This window comes from Bradyrhizobium sp. RD5-C2 (genome assembly GCF_019972155.1).
Lineage (GTDB): Bacteria > Pseudomonadota > Alphaproteobacteria > Rhizobiales > Xanthobacteraceae > Bradyrhizobium.
This window is the reverse complement of sequence record NZ_BOVL01000022.1, coordinates 327,481-350,730: the sequence shown is the minus strand read 5'-3', so window position 1 is coordinate 350,730 and position 23,250 is coordinate 327,481. Positions and strand designations below refer to the sequence as shown.

Annotated in this window: 18 protein-coding genes; 9 read left to right on the top strand and 9 right to left on the bottom strand. The window is 65.9% G+C overall.

Annotated features, from left to right (window positions below; all coding sequences use genetic code 11):
• Positions 1–174 precede the first annotated feature (174 nt).
• Positions 175–2,289: a glycogen debranching protein GlgX gene (gene glgX, locus BraRD5C2_RS30395; protein ID WP_223974833.1), complete on the top strand. Its 2,115-nt coding sequence runs from the start codon at positions 175–177 to the stop codon at positions 2,287–2,289.
• A 186-nt stretch (positions 2,290–2,475) separates the two neighbouring features.
• On the opposite strand, the gene BraRD5C2_RS30390 is transcribed toward glgX, so the two are convergent.
• Positions 2,476–3,363 carry a LysR family transcriptional regulator gene (locus BraRD5C2_RS30390; RefSeq protein ID WP_223974832.1) on the bottom strand — a complete coding sequence of 296 codons (888 nt, stop codon included), beginning with the start codon at positions 3,361–3,363 and terminating at the stop codon, positions 2,476–2,478.
• 109 nt (positions 3,364–3,472) lie between these two features.
• Here BraRD5C2_RS30390 and BraRD5C2_RS30385 point away from each other — a divergent pair, with 109 nt between their 5' ends.
• From BraRD5C2_RS30385 to BraRD5C2_RS30370, 4 genes are all read left to right on the top strand, one after another.
• Positions 3,473–4,501, top strand: coding sequence for a DUF1254 domain-containing protein (locus BraRD5C2_RS30385; protein ID WP_223974830.1), 1,029 nt, complete (start codon positions 3,473–3,475; stop codon positions 4,499–4,501).
• Between the two features lie 115 nt (positions 4,502–4,616).
• Positions 4,617–6,482 carry a sigma-54-dependent Fis family transcriptional regulator gene (locus BraRD5C2_RS30380; protein WP_223974829.1) on the top strand — a complete coding sequence of 622 codons (1,866 nt, stop codon included), beginning with the start codon at positions 4,617–4,619 and terminating at the stop codon, positions 6,480–6,482.
• Positions 6,483–6,563: 81 nt separating this feature from the next.
• On the top strand, positions 6,564–8,147 hold the full coding sequence (locus BraRD5C2_RS30375; RefSeq protein WP_223974828.1) for a tetratricopeptide repeat protein: 1,584 nt from the start codon (positions 6,564–6,566) through the stop codon (positions 8,145–8,147).
• Positions 8,147–8,551: a hypothetical protein gene (locus BraRD5C2_RS30370; protein WP_223974827.1), complete on the top strand. Its 405-nt coding sequence runs from the start codon at positions 8,147–8,149 to the stop codon at positions 8,549–8,551. Before BraRD5C2_RS30375 ends, BraRD5C2_RS30370 begins: the two co-directional genes overlap by 1 nt.
• 22 nt (positions 8,552–8,573) lie before the next feature.
• Here BraRD5C2_RS30370 and BraRD5C2_RS30365 read toward each other — a convergent pair whose 3' ends face one another.
• The 4 genes from BraRD5C2_RS30365 to BraRD5C2_RS30350 all read right to left on the bottom strand — a co-directional run bounded on the left by BraRD5C2_RS30365 (position 8,574) and on the right by BraRD5C2_RS30350 (position 14,111).
• A complete protein-coding gene (locus BraRD5C2_RS30365; protein WP_223974826.1) occupies positions 8,574–9,329 on the bottom strand; it encodes an SDR family oxidoreductase in 756 nt (251 codons plus the stop codon).
• A gap of 294 nt (positions 9,330–9,623) precedes the next feature.
• Positions 9,624–10,178, bottom strand: a complete 555-nt coding sequence (locus BraRD5C2_RS30360) for a flavin reductase family protein (RefSeq protein ID WP_223974825.1) — start codon at positions 10,176–10,178, stop codon at positions 9,624–9,626.
• A gap of 80 nt (positions 10,179–10,258) precedes the next feature.
• Positions 10,259–11,359, bottom strand: a complete 1,101-nt coding sequence (locus BraRD5C2_RS30355) for an LLM class flavin-dependent oxidoreductase (protein WP_223974824.1) — start codon at positions 11,357–11,359, stop codon at positions 10,259–10,261.
• A 394-nt stretch (positions 11,360–11,753) separates the two neighbouring features.
• Positions 11,754–14,111, bottom strand: coding sequence for a mechanosensitive ion channel family protein (locus BraRD5C2_RS30350; protein ID WP_223974822.1), 2,358 nt, complete (start codon positions 14,109–14,111; stop codon positions 11,754–11,756).
• A gap of 326 nt (positions 14,112–14,437) precedes the next feature.
• Here BraRD5C2_RS30350 and BraRD5C2_RS30345 point away from each other — a divergent pair, with 326 nt between their 5' ends.
• Positions 14,438–16,168, top strand: a complete 1,731-nt coding sequence (locus BraRD5C2_RS30345) for an ATP-dependent Clp protease adaptor ClpS (RefSeq protein ID WP_223974821.1) — start codon at positions 14,438–14,440, stop codon at positions 16,166–16,168.
• A 24-nt stretch (positions 16,169–16,192) separates the two neighbouring features.
• On the opposite strand, the gene BraRD5C2_RS30340 is transcribed toward BraRD5C2_RS30345, so the two are convergent.
• Positions 16,193–18,283, bottom strand: a complete 2,091-nt coding sequence (locus tag BraRD5C2_RS30340) for a tetratricopeptide repeat protein (RefSeq protein WP_223974986.1) — start codon at positions 18,281–18,283, stop codon at positions 16,193–16,195.
• Positions 18,284–18,435: 152 nt separating this feature from the next.
• Between BraRD5C2_RS30340 and BraRD5C2_RS30335 the strand changes: the two genes are divergently transcribed.
• The 3 genes from BraRD5C2_RS30335 to BraRD5C2_RS30325 all read left to right on the top strand — a co-directional run bounded on the left by BraRD5C2_RS30335 (position 18,436) and on the right by BraRD5C2_RS30325 (position 22,095).
• Complete coding sequence (locus BraRD5C2_RS30335; RefSeq protein WP_097674443.1) at positions 18,436–18,900, top strand: Rrf2 family transcriptional regulator; 465 nt, start codon at positions 18,436–18,438, stop codon at positions 18,898–18,900.
• Entirely contained in the window at positions 18,887–19,705 is an 819-nt protein-coding gene (locus BraRD5C2_RS30330) for a class I SAM-dependent methyltransferase (protein ID WP_223974820.1), read from the top strand. Before BraRD5C2_RS30335 ends, BraRD5C2_RS30330 begins: the two co-directional genes overlap by 14 nt.
• Before the next feature lie 281 nt (positions 19,706–19,986).
• Positions 19,987–22,095, top strand: coding sequence for an IPT/TIG domain-containing protein (locus tag BraRD5C2_RS30325; protein WP_223974819.1), 2,109 nt, complete (start codon positions 19,987–19,989; stop codon positions 22,093–22,095).
• Between the two features lie 57 nt (positions 22,096–22,152).
• Here BraRD5C2_RS30325 and BraRD5C2_RS30320 read toward each other — a convergent pair whose 3' ends face one another.
• From BraRD5C2_RS30320 to BraRD5C2_RS30310, 3 genes are all read right to left on the bottom strand, one after another.
• Entirely contained in the window at positions 22,153–22,329 is a 177-nt protein-coding gene (locus BraRD5C2_RS30320) for a hypothetical protein (RefSeq protein WP_223974818.1), read from the bottom strand.
• Positions 22,330–22,398: 69 nt separating this feature from the next.
• Entirely contained in the window at positions 22,399–22,683 is a 285-nt protein-coding gene (locus tag BraRD5C2_RS30315; protein ID WP_223974817.1) for a hypothetical protein, read from the bottom strand.
• Positions 22,684–22,760: 77 nt separating this feature from the next.
• Positions 22,761–23,165 carry a DUF3597 domain-containing protein gene (locus tag BraRD5C2_RS30310; protein WP_223974816.1) on the bottom strand — a complete coding sequence of 135 codons (405 nt, stop codon included), beginning with the start codon at positions 23,163–23,165 and terminating at the stop codon, positions 22,761–22,763.
• Positions 23,166–23,250 lie beyond the last annotated feature (85 nt).

The following is a 23,250-nucleotide window of genomic DNA, read 5'->3' as shown; positions in this document are numbered from 1 at the left end:
GTGTGTCGAATGGCCTGTGGATCAAACATCGGCATTCTCGCGACATGACGCGCTCGGCCTGCCCGGACGTCATACGAACCACCGGCAACTGCCGCTAAACTAGCCTATGCAACGTTTTCCGCGCGGCGGCGTTTGTTGCTGGTTGATTTGTCAGTTCCAGGCTTGGGGGACACGATGTCCGATTTTTTGATCGAGGAAGGGCTGCCCTATCCGCTCGGTGCCCATTGGAGCGGCCACGGCACCAACTTCGCGGTGTTTTCCGCCAACGCCACCAAGGTCGAAGTCTGCCTGTTCGACGGCGAGCGCGAGACGCATCGCTTCGAGCTGCCCGAATATACCGACCAGGTGTTTCACGGCTTCATCAACGGCGTGCAGCCCGGCACGTTCTACGGCTATCGCGTCTACGGCCCCTACCAGCCCGATGGCGGGCACCGATTCAATCCGAACAAGCTGCTGCTCGATCCCTATGCCTGCGCCCATGCCGGCAGCCTCACCTGGAATCCGGCGGTGTTCGGCTACAAGATGGAATCGGGCGACGATCTGACCTTCGACGAGCGCGACAGCGCGCCGTTCATGCCGAAATGCGTGGTGGTCGATCCCAACTTCGACTGGGTCCAGGAGGCGCAGCGGCAGGACGTGCACTGGGACGAGACGGTGGTCTACGAGACCCACGTCAAGGGTTTTACCAAACAGCATCCGGGCGTCCCTGAGAACCTGCGGGGCACCTATGCCGGCTTCGGGTCGAACGCAGCGATCGATCATCTGAAGGCGCTCGGCATCACTTCGGTCGAGCTATTGCCGGTGCATTCCTTCATCAACGACAGCAACCTGCTGGACAAGCACCTCGTCAACTACTGGGGCTACAACACGATCGGCTTCTTCGCGCCGGATCCGCGCTACGCCGCCGACGTGCCGAACAGCCTGCGCGAATTCAAGGAGATGGTGTCGCGGCTGCATGGCACCGGGCTCGAAGTCATTCTGGACGTCGTCTACAACCACACCGCCGAGGGCAATGAGCGCGGCCCGACGCTGTCGTTCAAGGGCATCGACAATGCAAGCTATTATCGCCTCTTGCCTGACAAGCGGCGCTACTACATCAACGACACCGGCACCGGCAACACGGTGAACCTGTCGCATCCCCGCGTGATCCAGATGGTGATGGACAGCCTGCGCTACTGGGCCGGCCACATGCATGTCGACGGCTTCCGCTTCGATCTCGGCACCATCCTGGCGCGCGAGGTCTACGGCTTCGACGAGCAGTCCGGCTTCCTGAAGGCAATGAACCAGGACCCGTTGCTCGCGACCGTCAAGCTGATCGCCGAGCCGTGGGACTGCGGCCCCGGCGGCTACCAGGTCGGCGGCTTCCCGCCGGGCTGGGCGGAATGGAACGACAAGTACCGCAACATTGTGCGAGATTTCTGGCGCGGCGAGGCGGCGCCGGGCAGCCTGGCGCCGCGGCTGCTCGGCTCGCACGATGTGTTCAACCGCGAGGGACGCCGCACCTGGGCCAGCGTCAATTTCATCACCGCCCATGACGGGTTCACGCTGAACGACTGGGCGAGCTACAACAACAAGCACAACGAGGCCAACGGCGAGAACAACAACGACGGCTCGTCCGACAACCACTCCTGGAATTGCGGCGCCGAGGGCCCGACCGACAATCCCGAGATCCGCACTTTGCGCGAACGCCAGAAGCGCAACATGCTGGCGACGCTATTGGCCTCGCAGGGTACGCCGATGCTGCTCGGCGGCGACGAGTTCGGCCGCACCCAGCGCGGCAACAACAACGCCTACTGCCAGGACAACGACATCTCCTGGTTCGACTGGAATTTCTCAGATGACGCCGAGAAGCTGCTCGCCTTCACCAAACGGATGATCAAGCTGCGGCGCGACTATCCGATCCTGCGCCGCAGCCGCTTCCTCTCCGGCGATCGCGATCCCCAGCTCGAGATCCGCGACGTGGTCTGGATCAGCACCTCAGGCGTGGAGATGACGGCGGCCGACTGGACCACCGGCTGGATCAAATGTTTCGGCGTCGTGCTCGACGGCCGCGCGCGCAAAACCGCGATCGCCCGCGCGGGTGAGGACGACACCGTGATCGTGATCCTCAACAGCTACGAGGGCGAGGTCGACTTCAAGCTGCCGGCAACGTCCGCCGGGCCACAGTGGTCGCTGCTCATGGATACCAATGCGCCGGAGGAGCCGGCAGGTGCGCAGTTTGCGTTCGACAGCACGTACAAGACGGCCGGGCGTTCGTTCGTGCTGCTCACGGCCGGTGACGTGAAGTAGTCTCGATAGGGCGGACTAGCGAAGCATATCGACGGGATGTAGTTCCCTCCGTCGTCATTCCGGGGCGTGCGAAGCACGAGCCCGGAATCCATTGGGCCGCACATCCTGCGGATGAATGGATTCCGGGCTCGACGCTATCGCGTCGCCCCGGAATGACGAGGAGAGAGACACGGTGCATCGACCCACTCACACCGTGCAGGCCTGAACGATCTTCGGCAGATAGCCCTGGCAGAAATCCAGATAGGTTCGCACGATGGTCGATTGGTGACGGTGCTGCGGATAGAGCAGGTTGAGCGACCACTCGGGCAACGGATGCTGCGGCAGCAACCGGATCAGACGTTTCTCACGGATCGCCGCCGCCGCCAGGAAGGGCGGCAGCTCCGTGACCACGTCGCCGCGCAGCGCGCGGGTGCACAGATGATGATAGTCGTTGGTCGACAACACGGCGTTGGGCTCGACCATTTTCCCGCCGAGGTCCCAGCGCACCTGGGTATCGATCCGCGATGCCCATACCCCGCACGGCAGGTGGCGTAGCGCGTCCGGGTGCTTCGGCAGCCCGAAGCGCTTGACCAATCGCGAGCTGGCCACGAGCACATTGCGGAACGACAGCACGCGGCGCGCCACCATCGCCTCGTGCACGATCGCGCCGACCCGAAGCGCGACATCGATGCCGTCCTCGACCAGGTCGACGCGACGCTCGGTCGAGTAGAGGTGAATTTGGATGTCCGGATAGCGCTGCTGGAAAGCGGCCAGCAGCTCCCACCACGGCTCGAATGTTTGCGGCAGCGACAGCCGCAAACGCCCCTTCAACTGCATCTGGTCGTTGACGACCACCTGCTCGGCTTCCAGCAGTTGCTCGATACCCTGGACGGCGCGCTCGTGCAGCCGCGCGCCGGCATCCGTCAGCTTCGCGCCGCGCGCCGATCGCTCCAGCAGCTGCACCTTCAGCTGCCGTTCCAGATCCCGGATCCGGCGGCTCAGTGTCGGCAGCGGAATGTCGAGTCGCGCGGCTCCCGCCGAGAGGCTGCCGGCCTGAACGACCGCGACGAACATCCTGACCGCGTTGAGATCCATGCTGGCAGCCTATCATATCCGGAAAGCTTGTTGCCAATCCTAGGCATTCATTTTCATATTTGGCTGTCCTACCTCTCCGGCCATGAGGGACCTCACCTCCGGAGAGCCTATGAAAACGAGCATCCTGACAGCCATGACATTCGCGCTCGCCAGTTCCGCCGCATCGGCACAAACACCGGCGCCACCGCCGCAACCCGTCACCGTCGCGAACTACGCGCGGGCACAAACCGACGTCTATTTCGCCGGCGTGGTCAAAGCCGGCGGCTTTGGAAAATTCCGTCATGGCCGCGAGCTTGCGCCACCGGTACAGCAAGGCATCGTCCGCCCCAACCGCGATACGCTGTATTCGTTTGCGATCTTCGATCTCGATGCCGGACCGGTGACAATCACGCTGCCGGACGGCGCCAAGCGCTTCATGGCGATGCAAATCGTCAATGAGGATCAATACACCAGAGGTATCTATTACGGCGCGGGCAGCCACACCCTGACGCGCGAGGCGATCGGCACGCGCTACGCCATTGCGGTGGCCCGCTTCCTGGTCGATTTCTCCGACAGCGAAGAGATCGGGCAGGTTCACGCGCTGCAGGACGCGATCACATCGAACCAGCAACGCCCCGGCACGTTCGACATGCCGAACTGGGATGAAGCCAGCCTCAACAAGGTGAAGGCAGCGCTGCTGCAGCTCGGCACCACGGTCTCCGATACGCGGCGCATGTTCGGCGCCGACGCGCATCAGGTCGATCCGGTGAAGCATTTGATCGGCAGCGCCATGCTGTGGGGCGGCAATCCCGAGAAGGACGCGCTGTATCTGCCGATCACCCCGATGCGCAACGACGGCAGCACCGTCCACACGCTGACGGTGAAGAATGTTCCCGTCGACGGCTTCTGGTCGCTCACCGTTTACAACAGTGAGGGCTATTTGCAGCCGAACCCGACCGGCAGCTACGCGGTGAACAGCGTGACCGCCAGGAAGTCCGCCGATGGCGCGGTTACCATCCAGTTCGGCGGCTGCGACGGCAAGGTCGCCAACTGCCTGCCGATCACGCAGGGGTGGAATTACACCGTGCGGCTGTTTCAACCGCGGCCCGACGTTGTCGATGGCAGCTGGACATTTCCCGAGGCGCGGCCTGCAGATTGAGCCACGTCCGAGGTAATGATCCCTCCAAGGTCCCCTCCCCGCGACCCCGGCGGCCAATTGACATTCGGCCATTGGCTGCCAGACTTCGCGGAAAATTCGGGGTGGAGACCTCTGGATGGCCAATCTTTCGGCCTCAAATCACGTCGCCCGTGTTTTATCGGCGGCCAATCAGGTGGCTGGCGTCGACACCGAGGCGCGGATTGCCGCCTCCTGGCGGCGCTGCGTGGTCAATCACAACCTCGATCCGGCCCGGCGCGGGCCGCCGCAGACCCTGACCGAAGCCGAGGTCCGGCACATCGCCGAACCGATGGAGGATTTGATCCAGGTCGCGGTCCCGGAACTCGAGGATCTTGCCCGCGTGCTCCACGACTCCGGCTACTGCGTCAACCTCGCCGATCCCAACGCGACGATGCTGGTGAGCCGGCTGCCTGGGGGCGATTACGCGCGGATGTTCCTGGAGTGGAAGATCTACACCGGCTCGAACTTCGCCGAGACTTTTGAGGGCACCAATGGGCTCGGCACCGCGCTCGCCGAGCAGCGGCCGATCATCGTGCATGGTGACGAGCATTTCCGCGAGCAGTGGCACATGTTCACCTGCGCGGTGTCGCCGCTGTTCGATCATGCCGGGCGGCTCGCCGGCGCCGTCAACATCTCCTCCTGCCGCAGCGATCTCGGCCGCAGCGCGCATGAACTGGCGCTCGCCGTCACCGCGGAGGCGACGCGGCGGATCGAGCAGTCGTTCTTCCGCCGGCGCTACCGTGCCTCATGGATCGCGACATTGCCCGGCGACGGCCACGGCATGCTCGCCTATGACGACGACCGCCGCGTGGTCGGCGCCTGCCGCACCGCGCGCGGCGTATTCGGCCTGACGGATGCGATGATCGACGACGGCATCGACCTGTCGCGCCTGATCCAACTGGACGATCGCGCGACTCGTTCCGCGGACGAGCCGGTCACATTGCGCCGGGCCGACGGCACGCCATGGGGCCGTGGCCGCGTGGCGCCGCCGGCGCGCGCGCGTGTCTCCCGTCCGCCGCCGGCACCGTCGCGCGAGGCGCCGGCCGGACAGTTTTCCGGCCTGCACCGGCTCGCGGGCCGCGATCCCGTGCTGATCAAGGGCGTGAAGCGGCTGATGACGGTCGGCAATCTCGATCTGCCGATCCTGCTGCGTGGCGAGACCGGCGCCGGCAAGGACGTGTTCGCGCGCGCCATTCACGCGGCGAGCAATCGCGCCGGCCGCAACTATGTCGCGCTGAACTGCGCCGCGATGCCGGAGAGCCTGATCGACGCCGAGCTGTTCGGCTACGAGGCCGGCGCCTTCACCGGCGCCCGGCGCGAGGGATCGAAGGGGCTGATCGTGCAGGCCTCTGGCGGCACCCTGTTCCTCGACGAGATCGGTGACATGCCGCTGTCGCTGCAAACGCGGCTGCTTCGCGTGCTGGAAAATCGCGAAGTCTGGCCGCTCGGCGCGCTGAAGCCGGTCGCCGTCGACATCCGCCTGATCAGCGCCACCCATCGCGACCTGGCAGCGATGGCGGAGGACGGCAGCTTTCGCTCCGATCTGTATTACCGGCTGCGCGGCATGGAGATCCGGCTGCCCGCGTTGCGCGAACGCGCCGACCGCAAGGACATCATCACGCAGATCGCCGACGAGGAAGCGCCGCACTGCCGCATCTCGGCGGACGCCTGGGCGCAACTGATGGCCTATCCCTTCCCCGGCAACATGCGCCAGCTTCGCCACGTGCTGCGGCTCGCGGGCGCCACCGCCGAGGGCGGCGTCATCACCGAGGCCGATCTCGATCTGCCGCCGTTCGGCGCGCGCCATGTGGAAGCCGATCATGCGGCGGCCGAGCGCGCAGCGATCGTCGAAGCATTGCGTGCCAATGACGGAAGAGTGACGGACGCCGCCAAGGCGCTCGGGCTCAGCCGCGCGACGTTGTACCGGAAGATCAAGGCGTTAGGGATCGAGTTGGACAGCTAGACCAGAAGCGCACCTGTTGTTCCGGCCGCGCGGGAACGGTGCTATCCTACGCCTTTCATTCAACGCCACGGAGCGGGCCCCATGACACGGTTTCCCCTCGCTGTGGTCGTTGGCCTCATTGCCGCGACCATTTCGCAGCCTGCCGCCTCGGATTCTACTGAACAACGATTGGGCAAAGTGCATTTTGCGACATCCTGCAAACCGGAGGCGCAGGAGCTGTTCGATCGCGCCATGCTGTATCAGCATTCGTTCTGGTACAGCGCATCGCGGCGCACCTTCGAGGAGGTGCTCGAGGCCGACCCGCAATGCGCCATCGCCTATTGGGGGATCGGGCTCAGCTATCTCTACAATCCGCACGGGCCGCCGCCGCCCGAGAACCTTCCGCTCGGCCTCGAAGCCGCCAGGAAAGGCCAGGCGCTAGGTGCGCAGACCCCGCGCGAGCGCGAATACATCGATGCCATCGCCGCGATGTATGTCGACTATGACAAGGTCGATCACCGCACCCGCGTGCAGAGATTCCTCGCGGCCGAAGAGCAGGTCGCGACGCACTATGCCGACGATGACGAGGCGCAGATCGCCTATGCGATCACGCTGAACGTCGCAGCGTCCCCGAGCGACAAGACCTACGCCAACCAGCTCAAGGGCGCGGCGCTGCTCGAGCCGATCTTCAAGCGGCAGCCCGAGCATCCGGGCATCGCCCACTATCTGATCCATCTCTACGATTACCCGGCGCTCGCGGAGAAGGGCCTCCCCGCCGCGATGCGCTATGCCAAGATCGCCGAACGCGCGCCGCACGCCCAGCACATGCCGTCGCACATCTTCACGCGCGTCGGCTACTGGAAGGAGTCGATCGCCTCGAACAAGGAATCCGCGCGCATCGCCAAGGAAGATGGCGAACAGCAGGATCAGGCGCACGCGATGGACTACCTGGTCTATGCCTATCTCCAACTGGGCCAGGACAAGGAGGCGCGCGCGGTGGTCGACGAGCTCGGCAAGCTCGCGTTCAAACAGGATCGGTTCACCGGCCCTTACGCGGTGGCGGCAAGCCAGGCCCGCTATGTCTTCGAGCGCGGCGACTGGAAGGGCGCTGCCGCGCTTGACGTGCATCCGACCAAATACGCCGCTGCGGACGCCATCACCTATTTCGCGCAGGCGGTCGGCGCCGCGCGCTCCGGTGATCCGGCGGCCGCCAAGGCCGATATCGCCAAGCTCGTCGAGCTGCGCGACAGACTGAAAGACGCCAAGGATGCCTACTGGTCTAACATCGTCGACATCCAGCAGCAGATCGCGAGCGCCTGGGTGCTGTACGCCGAAGGCAAACATGACGAGGCGCTCAGCGCGATGAATGCCGCCGCGGAGGCGGAAGACAAGACCGAGAAGCATCCCGTCACCCCGGGACCGCTCGCGCCGGCGCGCGAGCTCTACGCGGCAATGCTGCTCGATCGCGGCAAGGCCGCCGACGCGCTCGCCGCCTACGAAGCCGTGCTCAAGAAGGAGCCCAACCGGCTGGCGGCCTATCTCGGGATGATCAAGAGCGCTAAGGCTTCCGGCGATCAGGCCAAGACCCGGGAATGCGCTGATCAGATCGCCCGGCTCACCGCGGATGCGGATCTGTCGAGGCCGGAGCTGATCGAATTGCGCCAGACAACGGGAAGCAAGTTGTGATGACGCTGACGACATGGCGCAACGGTGGAGCGGCCCTGCTCGGCGCCGTTGCGCTGTCTCTTTGTCACGTGCCGTCGCTTGGCGCGATGGAGATCCTCGGCCAGGCCGGCGTGCTCGGCGAATGGGAGCTGACCGGGCATCTCACCGAAAGCGGACCGGGCACGGCCGGGCAATTCTCCGGCCCGCTGAAGATGAAGCATGTCGGAATCTGCACACAGGACGGGCCGGAGGAGCGCGCCGGAGAGATCCGGCTGCAAATCACGGGTCCGGATTCGCAGGTGACGGCAGAGCTGGTGCTGGACGGCGCACCCTGCACCTACAGTGCCCGCAAGACGCATAATTACGAGGGCACGCTGTCCTGCCAGGGCCGCGCGCCCGTCCCGCTGCTGGTGTGGCTCAAATAGAAGCTGCCGTCAGGCCTTCCCGTCAGGCTGCGGACCGCGAGCGGCGCAGCCATTCGTTCAGGTCGATGCGACCGAGGCGCGCCTCGCCCAACGGTACCAACGAGCGCTCCTCGACCCGGCCACCCCAGTAGAGCGCGTCAGGGTCCTTCACCACTTCGCGCAGGTCGCCTTTTGCCTTCAGGTAGCGGGCCACGAATTCGTTGAACGGCGCACGGTCGGGACCGGCGATCTCGACGATGCCGTTGCGCGGCGGCTCCAGCGCCACATCGGCAACGAGCGCAGACACGTCCTCTGCCGCGATCGGCTGGAACAGGCCGGGCGAGAGCCGGATCGTGTTTCCAACTGCACCCGCATCGGCGATGGCTCCGACGAATTCCATGAACTGCGTCGCGCGAATGATGGTGTAGGGAATGCCGGAAGCCTCGATGAGTTTCTCCTGCGCGACCTTGGCGCGGAAGTAGCCGTTCTCGGGCGTGCGGTCGGTTCCGACGATCGAGAGAGCGACATGGTGCTTGACGCCGGCCGGCTTCTCCGCCGCCAGCAGGTTGCGGCCGGAGGTCTCGAAGAACGCCATCACGGCCTTGTCCTCGAATGACGGCGAATTGGCCAGGTCGATCACGACGGCCGCGCCGGACAGTGCCTCCTTGAGCCCCTCGCCGGTAATGGTGTTGACGCCGCTCTTCGGCGACGCGGCGACAACGTCGTGGCCGCGTTGACGCAGAATGGCAACGGTCTTGGAGCCGATCAGTCCGGTGCCACCGATCACAACGATCTTCATGATTGGGCCTCACTTGTTGATGACGCGAGATTCCGGAGAGCGCTTATGTCCCCGGTTGCGGCCGTCAGGCGCGATGAACGCATCGGCTGATCAACGAGCGCTGCGCGCTGGCGAGACAATCGGCCGTGCTGCTGATGAGAGGTGTTAAAGAGCTCGCGCCGCCTCATCGATCGCTCCTGCACGCGCGGCAGCACGTATAACATGCCGCGCGTGTAGATCGCGTGCGCGTTGAATTGACCAGGATTGGTCAGCGATGCTGATTGACTATGGGAGGCGTGCCGTCCGCCAGCTGCTCTAGGAAAATTCGTTCCAGCTGACGCGCCGCGCGTCGATGTCGCCGAGCACGACCGGATCATGGATGTTGCGCACGCTCTGGAAGCCGCTGCGCAAATAGATCAAGGGATCGACCGTGGTCACGGCGCGGACATGCTGGACTTCGCCGATGAAGACCGAATGGGTCTTGGTCTCGAGCTCCTGGCTCAGCACGCAGTCGAACGCCGCCACCGCGTCCTCCAGCACCGGGGCGCCGGTCGCACCGGTGGTCCAGCGGCCGAAGCCAAAGCGGTCGTCGCCGTTGACGCCCTTCTGGCCGGAGAAGGTCAGCGCCAGCAGCGCGTGGTCCTCGTTCAGGAAGTTGATGACGAAATGGCGCTCGGCGCGGATGCGCTCATGCGCGCTGGCATTACGGTTAACGCAGACCAGGACCGACGGCGGATTGTCGGAGAGCGAGCAGGCCGAGGTCACCGTCAGGCCGGTGCGCTGTCCCGGCTCGCGGCCGACCGTCACCAGCGCCACCGCGCCCGCGCAATGCCGCATTGCCTGCTTGAAACTCTGTGCGTCGACCGTCATGCCCTGACCCTGAACCGGAATAGTTCCCTCAAACATATGCGAGGCAGGGTGCGAGGCAAGCCCCGCACCCTGCCTATCTGTCATGCAGCCTTCTCGAACTCGGCGCCGAGGTGCTTGAGCCGCGGCATCACCTCGTTCTTGAGCAGGTCCAGCGAGTGCCGCCAGGCCTCCGGCTTGTGCTTGTAGTCGAAGCCGAACACGCAGAGCACGCCGAAGCCGCCGACCTCCCGGTAGATCTTCTCGATCTTCTCGGTGACCGTCGCGGGCGAACCGACGATCCAATTCCGGCGCGCGCAATATTCGACGGTGACGTCGCTATCGGGCACGTCGGGGGCGTGCTTCAGATAGTCCTTGAAGCCGAAATGGCCGAGCAGCGGCAGGAAGTACTCACCCATCATCCGGCCCATCATGTCGCCGGTCGAGAGCTTCCATGCCTCCTCATCGGTATCAGCCACGAACACCTCGCGCACCAGCCGCCAATCCCTGCGGCTCGGCTTGCGGCCGGTCTTCGCCGCGCCGGCTTCGACCGAGTCCCAGTGGCTGCCGACATAGGCCGGGTTGAGGTTCAGGCTCATCGGGATGAAGCCGCGCTCGCCGGCGAGCTTGAGCGTGTCGGAATTCTTCGACAGGCCGGCGACGCCGATCGGCGGATGCGGACCCTGCAGCGGTTTGATGTGCGGCTTGAGGAAGTCGAACATCGTGTCCGGCTTCGACACCGTCCAGTACTTGCCTTTGTGGGTCCAGAGTCCAGGCTCGGACCACATCTTCAGGATGATCTCAAGCGCCTCGCGAGTCATGTCGCGGTTCTGGCCCGACATGCCGTCGACGTTGAACATCGCCCAGTCGCTCGGCAGGCCTGAGGCCGCGACGCCGAAGTTCAGGCGGCCGTTCGAGAGATGGTCGAGCATCGCGACGCGGTTGGCGAGTTCGGCCGGGTGATGATACGGCAGCAGGAAGCCGCCGGGCCCGATGCGGATATTCTTGGTCTGCAGCAGCGCCTGCGCGACCAGCAGGTCGGGCGACGGGTGCGGCTCCCACGGCGCGGTGTGATGCTCGCCGATCCAGGCTTCCTGATAGCCGAGCTCGTCGAGCCAGCGCAGCGTCTGCAGGTCCCAGTCGTGACCCTCTTTCAATCCGCACTCCGGCGGGTGCGAGGGCATGGTGAAGTAGCCAAGCTCCATGTGCGTTTCCTTCCTTCGCTTGAGATTCAGTCATGCAATGCGTCTTGCCGCGCATTCGAAGATGCGTTGAGCAAGCGCTGTGCCAGCTGAGGAAATCGCAGGAGAAGAGGAGAAAGGCGGCGTTTTCGGCCAAGTGCAAGCCATGCCTCGGGCCCAGCAAGGCCCTTACCGTCTCATCGTCGCGAGACGCTGTCGCAACGATGAGACGCGCCGATCAGCATCCAGCCAGTTTACTCCCTCTCCCCGTTCTTACGGGGAGAGGGTTGGGGTGAGGGGCTGCCTCCGCACATACGGAAACAGATACTCTCGCGGAGACTCCCCCTCACCCGAATTCGAGCTTCGCTCGAATTCGACCTCTCCCCGCAGGCGGGGCGAGGCGAAGCGGAGCGGCAAATCAGCCCGCCGCGCGGCGCGGCAGCTTGTTGGCATCCGGCTCCGACGGCGCGGGAAGCTGCATCAGGATGGTCTGGCCCATCGAGGCGATCTCGATGCCCTCCTCCTGGAAGCGCCGCTTCATGCGGCGATTGAACTCGCGCTGCACCGACCAGCGGCCGCCGTCGGTGCAGCGGATCTGGCCGACGATGGTCACGACCGAGCCGTCGACCTTGTCGACGCCCCACAATTCGAGATCGCCGCGGATCAGCGCGCGATACGCCGTCTCCTGGCGCATCCCGGCGACGATGTCCTTCAGCACCTCGCCGGCGCGGTCGGTGTCCTCCTTGTAGGACACATTGACGCTGACCGCGGCGTTGCCGGCGCCGCGGCTGGCATTGGTGATCGTCGTCACCGCACTGAACGGCACGATATGCACCGAGCCGTCACCGGCGCGCAGCCGCATGGTGCGGATCGAGACGTTCTCGACCACGCCCGAGAGGCCCGACACCGTGACGGTGTCGCCGACCTGCACGGTGTTCTCGAGCAGCAGGAACAGCCCGGTGATCAGGTCCTGCACCAGCTTCTGCGAACCGAAGCCGATCGCGATGCCGACGATCCCTGCGCCGGCGAGCAGCGGCGCGACATTGACGCCGATCTCGCTGAGCGCGGTGAGCCCGACCACCGCGACGATCATGCATAACAAAGCGGTGCGCAGCATCGGCTGGAAGGTGCGCAGGCGCGCGGCGCGGGCGAAATGCCCATCGCGCGACAGCGTGTCGATCTGCCGGTCCATCAGCGCATTGGCGACCTCCCAGATCACCGCCGCAGCGAGTGCGGCGATGCCGATCGTCACCAGCGCCGAGATCAGCCGAGAGCCGATCTGGCCGCCATAGAACCAGACGATGGCATCGACGCCCCACACCTCGAGCAGCGCGACGAAGCCGATCACGGCGATCACCGCCGTGACCACCTTGCGCAGCAGTGGGAGATAGCGATTGGCGCGGGTCTCGAGCCCCGGGAAGCGCTGCATCAGGTCCGGGCTGATACGGAAGCCGCGATCGATCAGGCTCAGCACCACCATGGTGACGAGCCGGGTGACCAGCAGCACCGCGACAGTGCCGACGAAATATTGCAGCAGCAGCGAATAGCCGTTGCGGATGTTGAGCGCCCACACCGCCCACAGCGCGAGATCGAGCGCGATCGCCAGCACATGCCACAGCGAAGCAAGACGATTGCGCGTCCGCGCCGCAAGGCCGGTGCGATCGGCCGGCGCGCGGATGACGTCGGCGACCTGGCGGCGGCACTGCAGGATGATGACGACGACGAAGAGGTGCACCACCAGCATCACGAACCGGAGCAGCGCAGCGTAACCGGCGCGATGCAGCCCGAGCAGCAGCGCGACATTGGCAAAGGCGATGCCGGAGACGCCGACCGCGACGATGCGCCGCGCCCAGATCTCGATATAGGCCGCGGTCTCGGCCCGGACGCGGAACAAACCGAACGGGCCGGCCAGCGCGCGCACCGCGCAAATCAGCACGCGCGAGAACACATAGGCGTTGACGACGGCGAGGATCACGAGCCGGGTGGTTGACTGGTCGCCGATCTCGGTGCCGAGCAGCGCGGTGGCGATGCCGCCGAACACCACCACCGGCAGCAATTCGAGCAGCAAGCGGCCGAGCACGAAAGGCAGCCGGACCAGCGACTGCCAGGCCCGCGCCAGGCTGAGCCGGCGGCGATGCAGATCGCCCTCCGGCGTGACGTCGGCAACCGACGACGGCGGATCGGCGCTGGCGAGCGCCTGCACCGGCACGCGCGCGGTCTGCGGCAGCCGCGCTTCGAGGAACGCGACCGGTCGCTTGATCAGGCGGAACACCACCCATTCGGCAGCCAGCGCGCAGCCGAACACCAGCGCCAGCTTCCAGGCGATATCGATCAGCAGGCCATAGGCGGCAGGATCGTTGGCAGTGCGCACGAACCAGTAATAGAACGCCGGAAAGTGCGTCAGCGTGCGCGCGACGTCGGCGACCTCGCGCGACATCTCGCCGACCTGCTCCGAGACCATCAGCAGAAGCTGCGCACCGAGGCTGTCCGCGTTGAGCGGGATCGGTGACTGCGACGCGGGTGCAGGCGGCTCGGCCGCTGGCGCAGGTTGCGCGGCCTGCGGCGAGGCGTTGGCGATGGCGCGCAGCGTGTTGATGATCTCGCCGCGCTTCTTGTCGTCCTGCAGCGTCTCGAGCGCGCGCTTCGCCTGCTCGGGCGTCAGCGCGTCGCCGGTAGCGGGTTGCGGCGGCGCCGGCTTGGCAGCGGGCTGCGCCAGCGCGGGCGAGACGAACAGGGTGAGGACGAGAAGGATCGCAAAGCGAAGTTTGTGCGACACGAGGGCCTCTTATTAAAATAATTGCGCGACCGCAGATCCCCAGGAGGAAACTGCTCTCGCGCTCGCGCCATGTCGGATCGCCCCTTTTCGCCTTGATGATGTGTCGGAAGTTTGCTGCTGCGACGACCATCTCTTGGCATTTGCCGCAACACAATCGTCACAGGTGTTGAGCGGCGTTTACGCATGGCGGGCGCGGTAGGCTGAGCCGGCCGAGCCGCGCGCCACACGCCAGGGCTGAAGCCGGACAATCTTTCGCTTGACGCACAGCCGTCGCCATGATGTTCTTATTTTGTTCTTTCTGTTTCCAGTTGCGTTTCGAGGTGACCATGCACGGCGTCTTTGCCGATGACGGTCCGGTCCAGCTCTTCATTCACGACGACGGTGAGACGCCGCTGGAGTTCGTGCAGGACCTGCTGCGCACGGTATTCGGGAAATCCCAGCAGGAAGCCGTCGCGACCGCTGCCTTGATCGAGGCAAGGGGCGCTGTTCCATGCGGCCCCTATCCGGGCGCCGTCGCGCGGGCAATGTTCAACAGCGCCAAGTGGCTAATCCGCTCCAACGGCCACCCGTTGATGATCACGAGCGAGTCCGCCGACGCCAGCCGCCCCTGCGATCTTTGCGAAGCCCCGAAAGCCGTGACGGAGATTATTCTCTCCGGTACGACGGCCTCACTGTGCAGGGACTGCCTGCTCGCCGCGCGTCGCAGCTCGGAAGAATTGCCGAGCCACGAGTTTCGATACGCCTTTGTTGCGCTCGACTGGCATTTCGCCGGCGTGCCGCGCAACCTGATCGTGACGCGGGCACGCCAGTTTCCAGGCCACATGCGTGCCGACGTTCAGGTCGCGATCGACAAGCTGCTCACGGACCCGATCCACTTCTTCGGAATCCATGAGGAATATCGCTACGAGACGATTGGATTTGCGTCCCTAATGAAAGACAGCCGCAATGCGCCGGCGATCGCACCTCCCCAGTACCAGGACGTCGATATCGGCGAGGCCGAGCCGGTGAAATGTCTCGTCAACGGTTTGTGGCTGTGCCGGTCCGGCACGTTACGCTACGCCGTGCTGCTGACCTATCATCGTGAATATGACCGCGAACCCGCTGTTCGGATCGAGATCGCATTGCCGGCAGGCACGGCCGGCGATGCCTTCGTACAGCCGACCTTTGCCGCGCTAGAAGCCGCTGTCCACGCCGCGCGATCCTACCGCGGCAAGATACTCTCGCTCGAGGGTGGTTCGGACTATCGCGGCCGTTCGCGCGGCGTGACCGTGCATCGGCTGCCGACGGTTATCCGCGATGACGTGATCCTGCCGGAACGGACGCTGCGGCTGCTCGACCGCAATGTGCTCGGCTTTGTCGAAAGCCGCGATCTGCTGCGCAAGCTCGGCCAGTCGACACGCAAGGGCATCCTGCTGTATGGCCCGCCCGGCACCGGCAAGACCCACACCATTCGCTACCTCGCCACCAACCTGCCGGATCACACCACGCTGATCATCACGGCCGAACAGGTCGGGCTGCTCGGCGCCTATATGAACCTCGCCCGCCTGCTCCAGCCGGCCATGGTCGTGATCGAGGACGTCGACCTGATCGCGCGGGACCGCGAGGATATGGGCGGACCGTGCGAGGAATCCCTGCTCAACAAGCTGCTCAACGAGATGGACGGCCTGAAGGAGGATTGCGACATCCTGTTCCTGCTGACCACCAACCGCCCCGAAGAGCTCGAGGGTGCGCTCGCCGGCCGGCCGGGCCGCATCGACCAGGCGATCGAAGTGCCGCTGCCCGACGAGACCGGACGCGGCAAGCTGGTCCGGCTCTATGGCAAGGGCCTGCCGCTCGAGCAGCCTGTCATCGACGAAGCCGTACGACGCACCGAGGGCGTCAGCGCCGCCTTCATCAAGGAGCTGATGCGCCGTCTCGCCCAAGCCAGCATCATCCGCGACGGCGGCGGAGAGGTCACAACCTCCGACCTCGACGGCGCGGTCGGTGAAATGCTGTTCGACGGCGGCCGGCTCAACGCCAAGCTGCTCGGCGGCGCGCAGGGAATGAGCGCAACGTGACTGACCGGAAGCCTCGGCTGGTCGTCAGCCGCGGGACGCCTGTGGCAGCAGCAGGTCCCGCTCCCCTCGCACGACCCGTGCAAGCTCGTCGGACATCCGCGTCAGCACGCCCTCCCAGGCCTGCGGTCTGTCCTGGCGGAACAGCCGCATGGTCGGATACCAGGGCGTGTCGGCGCGATCGCGCAGCCAGCGCCAGTCGAGCGCATAGGGGCACAGCATCCAGACCGGGCGGCCCAGCGCGCCGGCGAGATGCGCCACCGAGGTGTCGACGGCGATGACGAGATCGAGCGCGCAGACGGCCGCGGCGGTGTCGGCGAAATCGCCGAGCGTCGGTGCAAGATCGACGACGTCAGCACCGAGACGCCGCAGCACCGGGGCATCGTCCGGCCGCGGCTCCTTCTGCAGGCTGTAGAGCTGCACGCCAGGTGTGACCAGCCGCGGCAGCACGGCATCCGCCGGGAGCGAGCGCTGGCGGTCGCCCTTGTGCCTGGCATTGCCTGCCCAGACCACGCCGACCTTCAGCGCGGACACGTCGGCGAGCGCCTCGCGCCAGCGCGCGAGCTTGGTGGCGTCCGCCTGCAGATAGGACACGGCCGAAGGAATGGTGTCGACGGTGGTGCGGAAAATTCGCGGCAGGCTCAGCAGCGGCAATTGCAGGTCGAACGGCGGCAATGGCTCGCCGCGGGCGAACACTGCGACATCGGGCAGCATCGGCCGCAGCAGCGAGACCAGCGCCGGCTGCACCTGCAGAATGATCCGGCCGCCGCTGCCCGCCAGCATCGGCACATAGCGGACGAAATTGATGGCGTCGCCGAGCCCGTATTCGGCAAACAGCAGCAGCGTGCGTCCCGCCAGCGGCTCACCCTGCCATTCCGGCTCGTCGAACACGGGATCGCCTTCGCTGAGCATCTTGGTCTTGCGGCGCCACTGATACTCCTCAAAACCCTCCTCGAACTCGCCGTTCATCAAGAGGAAATGCGCGTGGTTGTAATGCGCCAGCGGCTGTTCGGGATCGAGCGCGATGGCGCGGCGCGAGGCCACCAGCGCCGCATCGATCTCGCCGGCATTGCGCAGCGCGACCGCAAGATTGGCGTGGCCCTTGGCGTAATTGGGTTCGAGCTCGATGGCCCGCCGATGCGCGGCGACCGCCGCCTCGACCAGATTCTGCGCCTCGAAGATGATTCCAAGATTGGTGTGCGCGGCGGCATAGTCCGGCTTGAGCGCCAGCGCCAGTTCGGCGCAGGCGATGGCGTCGTCGACCCGTCCGAGCTCGAACAGGCAGGCGCCGAGATTGTTGAGGATGACGTGATCGGACGGATCGCGGGCCGAGACTTGCTGATAGATGCGGACCGCCTCCTCGCGCTCGCCCAGCTCGTGCAGCACCATGGCGAGCAGGCGCCGCGGCGCGAAATTGTCGGGCTCGAGCGCGATTGCCCGGCGATAGTGCAGGACTGAGTCCTCAAGCCGGCCCAGCCGGTAGAGGGCCGCTCCGAGGCCGCTATGCAGGCCGGGATGATCGGGATCCGCGCCGAGCCCGCGGCGATAGGCGGTGGCGGCGGCGTCATGCTTCTTCTGATCGGTCAACGCATTGCCGAGGTTGAGCCAAACCCCGCGATAGGCCGGATCGCGCGCGATCACCTCGCGATAGGCCTGCTCGGCCTCGACCGGCCGCTGCTGTCCGGCCAGCGCAACGGCGAGGTTGAACCGCGCCCGCGTCAGGCCGCCATCGAGGGCGATCGCGCGGCGAAACGCCGCCTCGGCCTCGTCGAAGCGCGACAGCTCGCATAGCGCGACGCCGAGCTTGATGTGCAGCCCGGCATCCTTCGGCCGCAGTGTGACGCCGCGCTGGAACGCCGCCACCGCGCCCTCGTGCTCGCCCTTCACGGCGAGCGCATCGCCGAGCGTAGCGAACGCCGGTCCGTGATGCGGATCGAGGCTGAACACCCGGTTCAGCAGCACCGCGCCCTCGGCGGCGCGGTCGGTCACAAAGGCGATGACGGCGGACAGATGCAGCGCCGGAATATGATCGGGATCGGCGGTCAGGATGTCGCCACACAACGTGCCGGCCTCCATCGCGCGGCCCGCGCCATAATGCGCCACCGCATCCAGCAACATCCGATCAACAGCCACACTGCCCACGATACCGCCCCCGCCTCTCAAGACCCCAATGGGGATTAAACGGGCGGCGCCGCCAAATCCGGCACGCGAAGTTCAGCGTCCGCTATCCCCTCTTGACGCTCGGCCCATCATGTAACATATGAAGTTACATGATACGCGACAGCCGTCTATCCGGTGTCCTGCACGGCCTGCTCCACATGATCGGAGCGGGCGAACCGGTCACGTCGGAGCAACTTGCGCAGGCGATGGCCACCAACCCGGTGGTCGTCCGCCGCGTGATGGCGGGCCTGCGCGAGCAGGGCCTGGTCCGCTCCGAGAAGGGCCATGGCGGCGGCTGGACGCTTGCGCGCGATCCCGCCGACATCACGCTCGCCGACATCTATCGCGCGGTCGGCGCGCCCACGATCGTCGCGATGGGCCATCGCTCGGAAAATCCCGGCTGCCTGGTCGAACAGGCCGTCAACGACGCGCTGTCAGGTACGTTTCGCGAGGTCGAGGCGATCTTCCTGAAGCGGCTCGGCGCGGTCACGCTCGACGCGCTCGCGAAGGATTTCAAGCGCCGCCTCGCCAAACACAAACAAAGTCTCGAGGACCAGATTCATGCAGCCAAGTGACCAGGCGAAGCCGCTTCCGTTCAACGATCCCGCGCATTGGGACAAGATGGTCGCGACCTACGAGGCGCAGTCGCAGCCGTTCACGACACACTTCGCCGAGGCCGCGGTCGCGATGCTCCCGATCGGCCCGTCGTCGAAGGTGCTCGACGTCGCCACCGGTACGGGTGCCGCGGCGCTTGCCGCCGCGCACAGGGGCGCCGACGTCACCGCGATCGACTTCTCGGCCGGCATGGTGGCACGGGTCCGCGCGCATGATGTGGCGAATATCGAGGCGCAGCAGATGGACGGCCAGGCGCTCGACTTGCCGGATGCCGCCTTCGATGCGGCGGTGTCGGTATTCGGTGTGATGCTGTTTCCCGACTGGCGCGCCGGGCTGCGCGAGATGGCGCGGGTGACGCGGTCAGGCGGATCGGCGGCGATTGCGGTCTGGAAAAGCGCCGACGGCGCCGCCGTGTATCTCTTGCTCTCGCAGATCATCCGGCGGCTCTATCCCGACAACGTCACGCCGATGCCGTGCACCGGCCTCGCGGAGCTCGCCGATCCCGGCCGCCTCAGCGCTGCGGTCATCGCGGCCGGCTTCTCCGATCCTGTCGTCGCCGAGATCACCCACGACTTCAAACTCAATGTCGCCAATCCCGCCGACGTCGACAAACTGTTCGCGTTCATGCCGCATTGGAGCGGGCTCGATGCGGACCAGAGCGCGGCGGTCGCGCGCGCCTTCCGCGCCGAGATCGAGCGCGGGCGGGTCGGAGACACCTTCGCGATTCCCTCGACCGCACTGATCGCGACGGCCCTGCGGCCCTGACCATCATCCGCTTTGCCTGCGCTGAATGAGAAGAGCCCGCCGCGCGATCGCCAGATCGCAACCATGGCGCGCGCCAACGCCTTCTCAGATTGTGCAATGACGTAGCGGCCCGGCAACGGCGCGACACAAAAGCAGATGCACGCGGAGATTCCGCGACGCGCCTGCCGAGCAGCGTACTACAACAATCCCGTATTTTTTAGATGTGCGCCGCCTGCTGCGGACCGGCGCGACGGGGGTTACCTTTGTTGCCGATTGCAAACCTTGCGCGGACTCGCTTCCGCTTGGCCGCCCCGCGTCTTGCGTCCGAGCTTCACAACAAACTGCCGTCGATGGCGATCGCGCGACGCGCCGGATGGCGTCTCGTCGTGATCGCCGCCGCGCTGTTCGGCTCTGTCGCCGCGGCCAGCGCGCAGGCACCGGTGATAGCCTCGATCTCCCCGACATCAGGTCCCGCCGCGGGCGGCACCAGCGTCACCATCGCGGGCGGCAGCTTCAGCACGGCCACCGCGGTGCGCTTCGGCGCCGTCAACGCAACGAGCTTTGTCATCAATTCGAGCGAGCGGATCACCGCGGTCGCGCCGGCCGGGACCGGCACAGTCGATATCACGGTGACCAACCCGTCCGGGACGTCATTCGCGTCTCCCGTGGATCGGTACACCTACGTGGCGTCCGCGCCGACGGTGACGTCGATTTCGCCGACCACAGGCCCGACCAGCGGTGGAACGACGGTCATCATAACAGGCACAGACTTGACCGCTGCGACGGCTGTGACGTTCGGCGCAACCCCTGCAACCGGCTTCACCGTCAATTCCAGCACCCAGATCACAGCGACCTCGCCGGCGGGAACGGGAACGGTGGATATCACGGTGACGACGGCAGTCGGGACATCGGCGACATCAGCGGCGGACCGCTTCACCTTCGCAACCGCAACGACGACCCAGACCGCGCTGACCTCATCGCAGAATCCGAGCAGTCTTGGCCAATCGGTGACTTTCACGGCGAACGTCACCGCCTTGGCAGGAACGCCGACCGGCACAGTGACCTTCAGCGACAATGGATCGCCGATCGGCACCGCGACGCTCGCGGCAGGCACGGCGAGCTTCTCCATCGCGACGCTCAAGATCGGCAGCCACACCATCACGGCGAGCTATGCCGGCAGCGGCGCATTCAATGCCAGCACCTCGCCCGCGCTGGCGCAGAGCGTGAATGTCCCGACCGACAGCGTAAAGCTGCGGGCATTGCAGATCGACATCACCAAGCTGGTGGCGCAGAACTCCGGCCAGGCGATCTCGGGCGCGATCGACAACGCGATCTCGGAAGGGTTCAGCGAAGGCGGCAGCTTCATGACACCAGGCGGCGCCGGCATGCACTTCAACTTCGCGGCCGATCCGTCAGACGGCCTGGCGCAGCCCGATGCGACGGGGAATCGCAGTGCTTATGCGCCGGATCGCACTTCCGGCGCACCCGGACGCAGCGGCAACAGTTCGCGAATCGACAATGCGTTTGCGGCGATCGACCAGCAAATGCCGACCAAGGCGGCGCCCAAAACCCAGACGACGGCCAATCGTGAACCCCGCGACTGGCTGTTCTGGATCGACGTCAGGGGCAGTGGCATCGACCGCTGGTCGTCGCCGACCTCGCCTGGTGTCGGCACAACGGGTTCATCGATCTACGGCAGCCAGCTCAATGCCCTGATGGGACTGACCTACCGGGCGCTGCCCAACCTCCTGGTCGGCGCCGTCGCCGGCTATGAGACGTTCAACTACACGGCCCAGGACATCAACGGAAAGCTCACCGGCGACGGCTGGACCGCAGGCAGCTATCTCGGCTGGATGATCACGCCGGCGCTGCGCTACGACGCCGCGGTGACCTTCTCTCAGATCGGCTACAACGGCGTCGCCGGAACGGCGCAGGGCAATTTCAACGGCGACCGCTGGATGTTCGCGACCGGGCTCACCGGCAGCTACAGGATGAGCAACCTGCTGATCGAGCCGTCCGCACGTCTCTACACGCTGTGGGAGCACGAGAACGCCTATGTCGACACGCTCGGCACGCTGCAGACGGCGCGTGACTTCGTCACCGGCCGCGCATCCGGCGGTGTCAAGCTGAGCTATCCGCTGGCAACGACCGACGCCGCGGTGGTCTCGCCCTATCTCGGCGTCTATGGCGACTATTATTTCAGCAGGGACGACGCCGCGGCGCTGGCCGTGAGCGGCATCCCAGTCAACCCGACGCTGGTGCTGGAGGGCTGGTCGGCCCGCGTCACGGGTGGCCTGAACACGAGGCTCGCGGGCGGCATGATGCTCGGCCTCGGCGCGGAGTATGGCGGGCTCGGCGGCACGGCCCGGCTCTGGACGTTCTCGGCCAGGGCGCGCGTGCCGTTCAACTGATTGAAGACGGCGCCACCGGCTCGCATCCTCGGCGATGCAGGTCCATCGGCGGCACGCTTACTTGCGCTGGCGCTGGTCGTCGCCCGGCTTCTCTGCGTCACTCGGCGGTTGTAGGCCGGGACTATTGGCCCAGCGATCGAGATCCTCGATGACCCGCCGGTGGCTCGGCCGTAGCGACGGCGGACCGCCGGGCTCCTGAGACAATTTTCGGGGCAGCTTGACCTGTTCTGGCATGGCGAGGCTCCAGAGCTGGGCGGTGTGCGGGCCGTTCGCAGCGAGCGTTACGCAACGGAGCCGCGAAGACTATTTGTGATCTGCCGGATTTGCCGGTGCTGCGACCGGCTGCGCGGGAGCGGCCTGCTCCCATGGCGCCGGCAGAATGACCCGCGCCGGCGGCAGGTTCTGCGCCGCGCGCGGCACATTGGCGTCCGCGTTCGCCGGCCGCGACTCCTCGCTGGCACTATCGGCGCGGGCGACGGCGATGGTGATGCCCATCGCCACTACCGCGAGGCCGAGTCCCGCGCCGATCGAAGCGGCAACGACGCCGGCCCGCGGCCTGTTCAGGATGGCAAGATGAGATGGGGTCATCACAACTGCTCCTCACGCAATACACATGGTTCGGAGCCGTGCGCGACGCTAAAGCAGCGCACGGCTCAAGGCGGTGATCAGGTCTTGATGTCGGCCGGCAGCTTGCCGCCATTGGCGGCGAGCTTGGCCATCACCTGCTGATGCAGCCAGACGTTCATGGTGGCGGTGTTGTTGGTATCGCCGGTGTAGTGCAGCTCCTTGGCGAGCTCCTTGCGCGCAGCAAGGCTGCTGTCGAGCCCGAGCGCCTTCATCAGGTCGACGATCGAGGTCCGCCAGTCGAGCTTCTCGCCGGTGGCAGCCGCCGCCTTGTCGACGATCGCCGCGACGTCGACCGTTTGCGCGGCGGGCGTGCCAGGCGCGGTGGATGCGGCAGTTGACGTCGTTGCCGGCGATGCTCCCGGCGCAGCCGTCGTGGTCTCAGGTGTTTTGGCCTGGGCACCGTGGCCGAAGATTGCACCCATGATGCTTCCAAAAATGCTCATGTTCTCTCACTCCGTGCGCCCGGGACACCGTTGGACCCGTGACTGGTTCCAGTGACGGGTGGACGATAGGCAGGCCATTGGCCGA